This window comes from Neisseria arctica, assembly GCF_022870905.1.
Taxonomy (GTDB): domain Bacteria; phylum Pseudomonadota; class Gammaproteobacteria; order Burkholderiales; family Neisseriaceae; genus Neisseria; species Neisseria arctica.
This window is the reverse complement of sequence record NZ_CP091510.1, coordinates 2207946-2217008: the sequence shown is the minus strand read 5'-3', so window position 1 is coordinate 2217008 and position 9063 is coordinate 2207946. Positions and strand designations below refer to the sequence as shown.

The window sequence follows — 9063 nt, the reverse complement described above, 5'->3', positions numbered from 1 at the left end:
AAGGCCGTCTGAAAGGAAAGCCATGAATATCCGTATCCTTAGCCCCGCGGTTGCGCCGCTGCTGGCCGTTTTGCTTGCTTCTTGTGCCTCTACCGGACCGAATGTGTCGGGCAGTTGGAAGGAAATCGGGGTTACCAGTAACGGTAATATCCAGGCCAGCATAGATACTGCCAGCGTCCGCCGCAGCGGAAATTTGGCGACTTTCCGTGATAAGAAAACCGTATTGAAGCCGTCGGAAGAGCGTTATGTGAATACGCCGCGCTATAAAACGGCGGTAGGCGAGTGGGAAATCAACTGCCGAAACAAAACTTACCGTCTCACCGCCCTGCAATTATTGGATGAGCGCGGCCAAGTATTGATGAACCAGCGCTATACAGCCACCGACTTGCGCCCGATGTCGGTGATGGACGGTTCGATTACCGAAAAACAATACGAAACCGTATGCCGCTGACGGCAGTTGCGGTTGGTAAGATTTTTTAAACTATAGGAGCACACCATGAAAAAATTGCTGTGTATCACTCTTTTAGCGGTCAGTTTGCCAGCTTGGGCGGATGCGGCCAATGATTTGTTGGGTGCGCAAGCGGCTTTTCGCCAAGCCTTGAGCGCGCAAAACAGTAACGGCGGCAAAATCGTTTCATTGCAACGCGATCTGGCTGCGGCACAGGCACGTTTGCAGCAAACCCAAGCCGAAATCACGCGTTTGGAAGGTGAGCTGCAGGCAGCTACGGCAGCCAAAGCACAAAATGACAATGCGCTTCAGGAAGCCGGCGCGCGTTTGAATGCCGCATGGGCAGCCGCCCGTGCAAGCGGTACTGCCCAATAAAAAAAGCGTTGTAACATTTGCCCGTGTTATAATCCTCGCGCATATGGGCAAAACAGACAGTCGCCGCGCATTGCGTAAAGCGTGCGGGGAGGAAAGTCCGGGCTCCGCAGAGCAGAATGCCGGCTAACGGCCGGGCGCGGTAACGCGACGGAAAGTGGAACAGAAAGCAATACCGCCGATGGCTGCTTTTAGGCAGCACAGGTAAGGGTGAAAAGGTGCGGTAAGAGCGCACCGTGCACTTGGTAACAAGGCGCAGCAGGCTAAACCCCATTCGGAGCAAGACCAAACAGAACACGATGACGCTGCTCGCCGAGTGTTCGGGTAGGTTGCTGGAGCGTATCAGCAATGGTACGCCTAGAGGAATGACTGTCCGCGACAGAACCCGGCTTATCGTTTAGCCCATATGCCGCCTTAATTCAAAGCCGTCCGTACAATATTATGATGCGGGCGGCTTTTTCCTATTGGTATCTGCGGCATCATACGGTTGGCGGCAAGGGATATGATTGTTTCATATCAAGATATGCCTGCTGTACAGTCAACAAATGCGCTATTTTATGATATAAAGCGCATGACAATCCCTCTAACCCAACCCCGGAGCAATTGCATGGAACTAGTATTTATCCGCCACGGCCAAAGCGAATGGAACGCTAAAAACCTTTTCACCGGCTGGCGTGATGTAAAATTGAGCGAACAAGGTTTGGCCGAAGCCGCTGCCGCCGGCCGCAAGCTGAAAGAAAAAGGTTATCTGTTTGATATTGCTTTCACCTCCGTACTGACCCGCGCTATTAAAACCTGTAATATCGTTTTGGAAGAAAGCGACCAGCTGTGGGTGCCGCAAATCAAAACTTGGCGTTTGAACGAGCGCCACTACGGCCAACTGCAAGGTTTGGATAAAAAGCAGACGGCAGAAAAATACGGTGACGAGCAAGTACATATTTGGCGTCGGAGCTACGATACGTTACCGCCGCTTTTGGATCCGGCCGATGAATTTTCTGCCCATAACGACCGCCGTTACGAACACCTGCCCAGCGATGTAGTACCCGACGGTGAAAACTTGAAAGTCACTTTGGATCGCGTGCTGCCGTTTTGGGAAGACCAAATCGCTCCCGCCATCATCAGCGGCAAGCGTGTATTGGTGGCGGCGCACGGTAACAGCTTGCGTGCTTTGGCCAAACATATTGAAGGCATTTCAGACGAAGACATTATGGCTTTGGAAATTCCGACCGGCCAACCGTTGGTATATAAGTTGGATGAAAATCTGAAAGTGATTGAGAAGTTTTATTTGTAAAAATAAGCGTATACTTTGTACCGCATAATATAAAAATGCCGTCTGAAAATTTTCAGACGGCATTTTCTTTATATTAAGGATTATCCTTTGGTTTTGCGGTTATACACCAGCGAAGTGAGGATGGATGCTCCCAGAGCGCCGAATACGACTGACAACGAAATACCCACCGGGACGTGTACCCATTTGATAATCAGCATTTTGATACCGATAAAGCTGAGCACGAAAGCCAAACCGTATTTTAAGAAGATGAAGCGGTCGGCGATATCGGCCAGCAAGAAATACATGGCGCGCAAACCCAAAATGGCAAAAATATTGGAGGTTAGTACGATAAACGGATCTTTGGTAACGGCGAAAATAGCGGGAATGCTGTCGACTGCAAACACAACATCGCTGATTTCCACCATGATTAAAACCAAAAACAAGGGCGTGGCAATGCGCTTGCCGTTCTCAACGGTAAAGAATTTCTCACCGTCCAATTCTTTGCTCACACGGATGTGTTTGGTCAGCCATTTTAAGATGCGGTTGTCAGACAGATCTTGTTCTTCCTCGTCATCGTGTTTAATCATCTTGATACCGGTATAGAGCAGGAATGCGCCAAATAGATACAGAACCCATTCGAATTCACGTACCAGTGCGGCACCCACAAATACCATAATCGCACGCAGAATAATCGCACCCAACACGCCGTAAAGCAGCACGCGGTGCTGGTATTGCGGTGGTACTTTGAAGTAGCTGAATATCATCAGGAAAACAAAAAGATTGTCCACCGCTAAGGATTTTTCCAGAATATAACCGGTTAAAAATTCCATTACTTTGGCCGAGGCAACGGCATGGCCGTAATCCTGGTTGTGGCCGAGTTCCCAATACAGCCAGCCGGCGAAAGCCATCGAAACCGCTATCCAAACTACCGACCATACCAGTGCTTCTTTAGGGCTGACTTTGTGGGCGCCGCTTTTTTTCAATGTCAGCATGTCGATGCCGATCATCACCAAAACAGCAATAAAAAAGACGCCGTAAAATAACGGCGATCCGACCGAGGCTTCTGAAACCATGTGTGTCTTTCTGCATTTTAATAAAAAATAGATGTGCAGGATTGTAGCATATCCGTATGGTAACGGGTGGGAGGATTCTATTTTAAAATTAGTAGGTTGGGTTGGAAATTGTAAAAAATTTGTTTAGATGCGGCGGCAATCGTGGCATTTTATTTGCGTTTGGCATAATAGGAAGGTTGTAGATGGAATATCCAACAATATGCCTATGCCGTTTGAAAATTTTCAGACGGCATAGGCATATTATTTTTAAGTAAGGGGGTTATCGGGCCTTTTCAAACCTCACTTCTTCGCCGAATACCTGCTGCCATAAGTCGCGTACGCTTTGGTAATAGGCTTGCACTTCTTCGGTAACTTCTACTTTTTCCGCATCGCGCAGTTTGGTGTTGTGCTGCTGTTGGCGGTAAAAACGGTAGGCGGTACGGGCTTGTTCGGCCAGTGTGTGGCTGATTAATCCGGCATCGGCGGCGATATTGAGCAGGGCGATGTTACCGTAGTTGTCGAGCAGCAGAGGGTGTTCGCCCGAATAGGCGAGAATCAGGTATTGCACGATAAACTCGACATCAACCACACCGCCGCGGGCGTATTTGACGTTGTACTCTTGCGGCGGATGAGTGGCGAACATTTTTTCGCGCATCTCAATGATTTCGGCAGCCAGTTCGCTGCGATTGCGCGGACGGGTAAGGATTTCTTGACGCAAGGCATCGAATGCTTGGCCGATTTCGGCTTTGCCACAGATAAAGCGGGCACGGGTAAGTGATTGGTGCTCCCATGTCCACGCGCTTTCGCGTTGGTATTTTTCAAAAGCGGCGACAGTGCAGGCAAGAAAGCCCGAGTCGCCGTTGGGGCGCAGACGCAAATCAACATCGTAGAGCGAGCCTGCGCCGGTGGCGGCGGATAGCCAGTTGGTGAGGCGCCGGGCGAAGCGTCCGTAAATATCGGGGGCGTCGGGGTGTGGGTCGTCATACACATAAACCAAATCGAGATCGGAGGTATAGCCAAGCTCTTTTCCGCCGAGTTTGCCGTAGCCGATGATGCCGATGTTGGGTGTGTCGGTGTGGGTTTTGGGTGTGTCTGCCCATACGCAGGGTATGGCAGCAGCCAAAATGGTATCGGCCAGTGCGGAGAGTTGGTCGGACAATGCTTCTACCGTCCACAGACCGGCCAGGTCTTGTACGGCGAGGCGGAAAACTTGGGTATGTTGGAAATGGCGCAAAACGTCCATTTGGGCTTCGGTGTCGCCGGCGGCGTTGTGCAGGCCGTCTGAAAGTTCGGCGGCAAGTTTGGGCCAATCGTAAACGGTGTCCATCAGTTGGGCGCTGAGTAATTCGTCGAGCAGAATCGGATGGCGCATCAGGTAAGAAGCAACCCATGAACTTTGGCTCATTAGGGCGGCCAATTGGTTTAATGCCTGCGGATGTTCGTGTAAAAGAGCGAGATACGACGAGCGGCGGCTGATGTTTTCGAGAAAATCGAGCAGACGCAACAGGGTATCGGTCGGGTTAGCTTGTGCGGCTGAGGCTTGTACCAATAGCGGGATAATCGTATCGAAGCGCGGCTGTGCGGTGCTCGATAGCTGACGGTATTTGTGGCCGGAGCGGATTTGGTCGAGCCGTTTGGCAATCAAGCCGGCTTCGAAGCCGTGGGCGGACAGTTGGTTGAAGCGTTCCTCTGGATCAGGGTTTTCCTGCCAAATGCAATGCCAGCAGTCGTCTAGTGTATGGCTTTGTTCGGCAGGGTCGGCGAGGATTTGGTTGAATATGGCGTTAACGCGGCTGCGGTGGGTGTTGAGGCCGTCTGAAAAAGCGGCATAGTCGGCAAAGCCCATGCTTTCGGCGAGCAATTGCTGCTGTTCGGGGTTGTCGGGCAGCATTTGGGTTTGTTGGTCGTCCCAATATTGCAGGCGGTGTTCTACATCGCGCAGGAAGCGGTAGGCTGAGAGTAAGGTTTGGACGGTTTCGGCATCAAGCATTTCCAATTCTTGCAGTTTGAGCAGGGTTTCCTGTGTGCCTTTCAGTTGCAGGGCGCGTACTTGTCCGCCGCGGATAAGTTGGAAAATTTGGGCGATAAATTCGACTTCGCGTATGCCGCCCGCTCCGAGTTTGACATTATCGGCCATGCCTTTGCGGTTCACTTCTTGGCGGATTTGCTTGTGCAGCCCGCGCATGGCTTCGTAGGCGTTGAAGTCGAGATATTTTCGGAAAACAAACGGACGTACCAACGCATTGATATCGTTGGGATAGGGGGTGACGATACGGCCTTTGCACCAAGCATAGCGTTCCCATTCGCGCCCTTGGGTAATCAAATATTGTTCGAGGGCAGTTTCGTTGAGAACCAATGCCCCGGAGTCGCCGTCAGGACGCAGACGCATATCAACGCGGAAAACTTGGCCGTCGCCGGTAATGTCGTTGAGCAGAGAAATCAGCTTTTGGCCGACTTTGGTGAAGAATTCCTGATTGCTCCGTTCACGTTTGCCGTCGGTATCGCCGGATTCGGGGTAGATGAAAATCAAATCAATGTCGGAAGAAACATTTAATTCGTATCCCCCCGCCTTGCCCATCGCTACCACGCTGAGATATTGGGGTTGTCCGCTGTGCCGGCCTATCGGCGTACCGTACATGCTTTGATAATAAGCATAAGCGTAGTCGAGGACGGTATTGACGGCGAAGTCGGCAAAGAGGGTGATGGTTCGGGTAACTTCTGCCAAATCGCTGTTGCGGTTGAGGTCGCGGGTGATAATCTGGGCCATCACATAACGCCGCAGGATTCGGAGTTGTGCGGCGATTTCTGCTTCGTTTTCCGCCTCTTTTAAGGCCTGCCAATCGGTGAAATTTTGAAAGTCTTCAAGGCTGAGTACTTTGTCGAGCCAGGGGGAGAGTATTTCGGGTTGGAGATTGCCGTTATCGAGGTGGCGGGCAAGATATTGTGAATATCGGCGGGCGGATTCGGTGGCTGTCATGGCGGAGGGGCTTTACGTTTGTAGACAATAAAATCTTATCATATTAATCTTTAATGCCGTCTGAAAGTTTCAGACGGCCTTGCCGTTATAGCAAAAAATAATGAAATATAGCCAGTATTACCGTGCCTTTTACTCGTATGACTGAGTGAAAAAATGCTTGACGATTGAAATAAATTGCCACAAAAATGTAAACCATTGTAAGTTTGAACAAGAATCCGGGCTTGCCGGAGCAATCAATAAGGAGTGGTGAGAATGAATTCTTCTATCGTACGGCCGGGCGCGCTGTTGCTGGCTTTGGGTATGGCTTTTGGCTTGAGTGCGTGTAATAAAGATAATGCGCAAACTGCTGCGCCGGCGGCTTCCGGTTCGGCAGGCGGTGCTTCTGAGGGATCACAGAGCATTACCATAAACAACGGTGCGGAGCCTGAGTCTCTTGACCCGCATAAAGTTTCAGGCGTGCCGGAATCACATTTGCTGACCCAGCTGCTCGAAGGGCTGACTTCGACCGATAAAGACGGAAATACCGCGCCGGGTATGGCCGAATCTTGGGAAAGTGCCGATAACCAAGTGTGGATATTCAAACTGCGTGATGCAAAATGGAGCGACGGTTCACCCGTTACCGCCGAAGATTTTGTTTACAGCTTGCGCCGTTTGGTTGATCCGAAAACCGGTTCGCCTTATGCCAGCTATTTGGATGATGCGCACGTATTGAATGCCGGCGATGTGATGAACGGTAAAAAAGCTCCCGATACGTTGGGCGTGAAAGCGGTAGACGAGCGCACTTTGGAAATCACCCTCAGCCAGCCGGTACCTTATTTCCCCGATATGTTGGTACATACTTCGGTGAAGCCGGTGAATAAAAAAGCGGTTGAACAACATGGCGACAAATGGACTTCGCCTGAAAATTTTGTCAGCAACGGCCCGTATAAACTCAAGAGCTGGGAAGTAAACAGCCAAATCGTGCTCGAGCGCAATCCTGGGTATTACGATAATGCCAATACGAAAATCGACCGTGCCGTTTTCCTGCCGATTTCTTCGCCGCCTACTGATGTAAACCGTTATAAAGCGGGTGAGGTGGATTTCACCTATAACGACTTGCCCAGCGATCAATTCCAAACCCTGAAAAAAGAAATGGGAGAGGAAATGAAAACCAGTCCGCTTTTGTGCGTGTATTACTATGAAACAAATACGGTGAAACCGCCGTTTGACGATGTCCGTGTGCGCCGTGCTTTGGCATTGGCCTTAGACCGCGATACTTTTGCCGAAAAAGTGGTCGGACGCGGCGAAACGGCGGCTTACCAATTTACACCCACGGCTACACAAGGCATTGTCCCCAACAAACCCGAATGGGCAGGATGGAGCCAAGAACAGCGCGTTGCCGAAGCGAAAAAACTCTTGACAGAGGCCGGTTACAGCGAAGCCAAACCGCTTTCGTTTGATTTGCTTTACAACACCAATGAAAACCACAAGAAAAACGCCGTAGCTGCCGCTGCATTGTGGAAGCAGACTTTGGGTTTTGTAAATGTGAATTTGGCCAACCAAGAATGGAAAACTTACTTGGAAAGCCGCCGCAGCGGTAAATACCAAATGGCGCGCGCAGGTTGGTGTGCCGACTATAACGAGCCTTCGTCTTTCTTGAATATTCTGAAAACGGGCAACAGCAACAACCACGGCAAATACAGTAGCGCCGAGTTCGATCGTTTGATGGCCGAAACCCTCAAGCCGGGTATCAGCACGGAGCAGCGTGCGGATCTTTACCGTCAGGCGGAGGCTGTATTGGATAAGGATATGCCCAATATCAATGTTTACCACTATGCCAATGTGCGCTTGGTTAAACCTTATGTAGAGGGATATTCTGTCAAAGATCCGATGGATAATTTCCATTTGAAATATATGTCGGTTGCCAAGCATTAATGTATCCGCGGCATACTTTCAGACGGCATAGGCCGTCTGAAAGTTTACTTATCATTGGCCATACGGATATTCCGTCTTTGGTAATGGAGTATGAAAGAAAGTTATGCTGAAACTGATTTTCCGCAGGGGGCTTGAGGCGATTCCCACGCTTTTGGTCTTGATTACCGTATCGTTTTTTATGATGCGGCTGGCGCCGGGCAGCCCGTTTACGGGTGAACGCAACCTGCCGCCCGAGGTGTTGGCGAATATCGAAGCCAAATACAATTTGAACGCCCCTTTGCACATACAGTATGTCAATTATCTCAAACAACTGGCACAGGGTGATTTCGGCCCGTCGTTCAAATACAAAGATTATTCGGTTAACGAGCTGCTTGCCCAAGCGTTTCCGGTTTCGTTGGAGTTGGGCATTTATGCGTTCTTAATTGCTTTGGTGTTGGGTGTTGTATTGGGCGTGATTGCCGCGCTGAAGCAAAATTCATGGTTGGATTATCTGCTGATGAGCTTGGCCATGACGGGTGTGGTGATTCCCAATTTTGTAAAAGCACCTTTGCTGGTGTTGATTTTCGCCATCGGCCTTAAATGGTTGCCCGCAGGCGGCTGGAACGGTGGGGCGGCGGCTAATTTGGTATTACCGGTAGCAGCTTTGGCATTGGCTTATGTAGCCGGTATCGCCCGCATTATGCGCAGTTCGATGATTGAAGTGATGAACAGCCAATTTATCCGCACGGCGCGCGCCAAAGGGCTGCCTTTACACAGAATCGTTTTGAAACATGCCTTACGCCCCGCCATGTTGCCGGTGATTTCCTATCTTGGCCCGGCATTTGTCGGCATCATTACCGGCTCGATTGTGATTGAAACCATTTTCGGTTTGCCCGGTATCGGCCAATTGTTCGTGAACGGTGCACTCAACCGTGATTACGGTATGGTGTTGGGTTTGACTATCTTGGTAGGCGTATTAACCATTGCATTCAATGCGGTGGTAGATATTCTGTATGCGGTCATAGATCCGAAAATACGCTATTGATAACCA

7 protein-coding genes and 1 other RNA gene are annotated in these 9063 nt (G+C 50.3%); 6 read left to right on the top strand and 2 right to left on the bottom strand.

Annotation, left to right across the window (positions count from 1 at the left end; all coding sequences use genetic code 11):
- Nucleotides 1-22: 22 nt before the first annotated feature.
- The 4 genes from LVJ86_RS10260 to LVJ86_RS10245 all read left to right on the top strand — a co-directional run bounded on the left by LVJ86_RS10260 (nt 23) and on the right by LVJ86_RS10245 (nt 2111).
- Nucleotides 23-451, top strand: a complete 429-nt coding sequence (locus LVJ86_RS10260; RefSeq protein ID WP_047761012.1) for a surface-adhesin E family protein — start codon at nt 23-25, stop codon at nt 449-451.
- Nucleotides 452-496: 45 nt separating this feature from the next.
- Nucleotides 497-823: a hypothetical protein gene (locus tag LVJ86_RS10255; protein ID WP_047761011.1), complete on the top strand. Its 327-nt coding sequence runs from the start codon at nt 497-499 to the stop codon at nt 821-823.
- A gap of 44 nt (nt 824-867) precedes the next feature.
- An RNA gene (rnpB, locus tag LVJ86_RS10250) (RNase P RNA component class A) lies at nt 868-1229 on the top strand.
- A gap of 198 nt (nt 1230-1427) precedes the next feature.
- Entirely contained in the window at nt 1428-2111 is a 684-nt protein-coding gene (locus LVJ86_RS10245) for a 2,3-diphosphoglycerate-dependent phosphoglycerate mutase (protein ID WP_047761010.1), read from the top strand.
- 80 nt (nt 2112-2191) lie between these two features.
- Here the strand turns inward: LVJ86_RS10245 and LVJ86_RS10240 are convergent, their stop codons facing one another.
- Nucleotides 2192-3163 (bottom strand): TerC family protein, encoded by a 972-nt coding sequence (locus LVJ86_RS10240; RefSeq protein ID WP_047761009.1) that lies wholly within the window; start codon nt 3161-3163, stop codon nt 2192-2194.
- Nucleotides 3164-3422: 259 nt separating this feature from the next.
- Nucleotides 3423-6119 (bottom strand): bifunctional [glutamate--ammonia ligase]-adenylyl-L-tyrosine phosphorylase/[glutamate--ammonia-ligase] adenylyltransferase, encoded by a 2697-nt coding sequence (gene glnE / locus LVJ86_RS10235; protein ID WP_047761008.1) that lies wholly within the window; start codon nt 6117-6119, stop codon nt 3423-3425.
- A gap of 252 nt (nt 6120-6371) precedes the next feature.
- Here glnE and LVJ86_RS10230 point away from each other — a divergent pair, with 252 nt between their 5' ends.
- Nucleotides 6372-8033 (top strand): ABC transporter substrate-binding protein, encoded by a 1662-nt coding sequence (locus LVJ86_RS10230; protein WP_047761007.1) that lies wholly within the window; start codon nt 6372-6374, stop codon nt 8031-8033.
- A gap of 103 nt (nt 8034-8136) precedes the next feature.
- Nucleotides 8137-9057, top strand: coding sequence for an oligopeptide ABC transporter permease OppB (oppB, locus tag LVJ86_RS10225; protein WP_047761006.1), 921 nt, complete (start codon nt 8137-8139; stop codon nt 9055-9057).
- The last annotated feature ends 6 nt before the right edge of the window (nt 9058-9063 follow it).

Bases quoted from the DNA above. Each gene is read 5' to 3' on its own strand.
- LVJ86_RS10260 (WP_047761012.1), top strand. From the start codon at position 23: ATGAATATCCGTATCCTTAGCCCCGCGGTTGCGCCGCTGCTGGCCGTT.
- LVJ86_RS10255 (WP_047761011.1), top strand. From the start codon at position 497: ATGAAAAAATTGCTGTGTATCACTCTTTTAGCGGTCAGTTTGCCAGCT.
- LVJ86_RS10245 (WP_047761010.1), top strand. From the start codon at position 1,428: ATGGAACTAGTATTTATCCGCCACGGCCAAAGCGAATGGAACGCTAAA.
- LVJ86_RS10240 (WP_047761009.1), bottom strand. From the start codon at position 3,163: ATGGTTTCAGAAGCCTCGGTCGGATCGCCGTTATTTTACGGCGTCTTT.
- glnE (WP_047761008.1), bottom strand. From the start codon at position 6,119: ATGACAGCCACCGAATCCGCCCGCCGATATTCACAATATCTTGCCCGC.
- LVJ86_RS10230 (WP_047761007.1), top strand. From the start codon at position 6,372: ATGAATTCTTCTATCGTACGGCCGGGCGCGCTGTTGCTGGCTTTGGGT.
- oppB (WP_047761006.1), top strand. From the start codon at position 8,137: ATGCTGAAACTGATTTTCCGCAGGGGGCTTGAGGCGATTCCCACGCTT.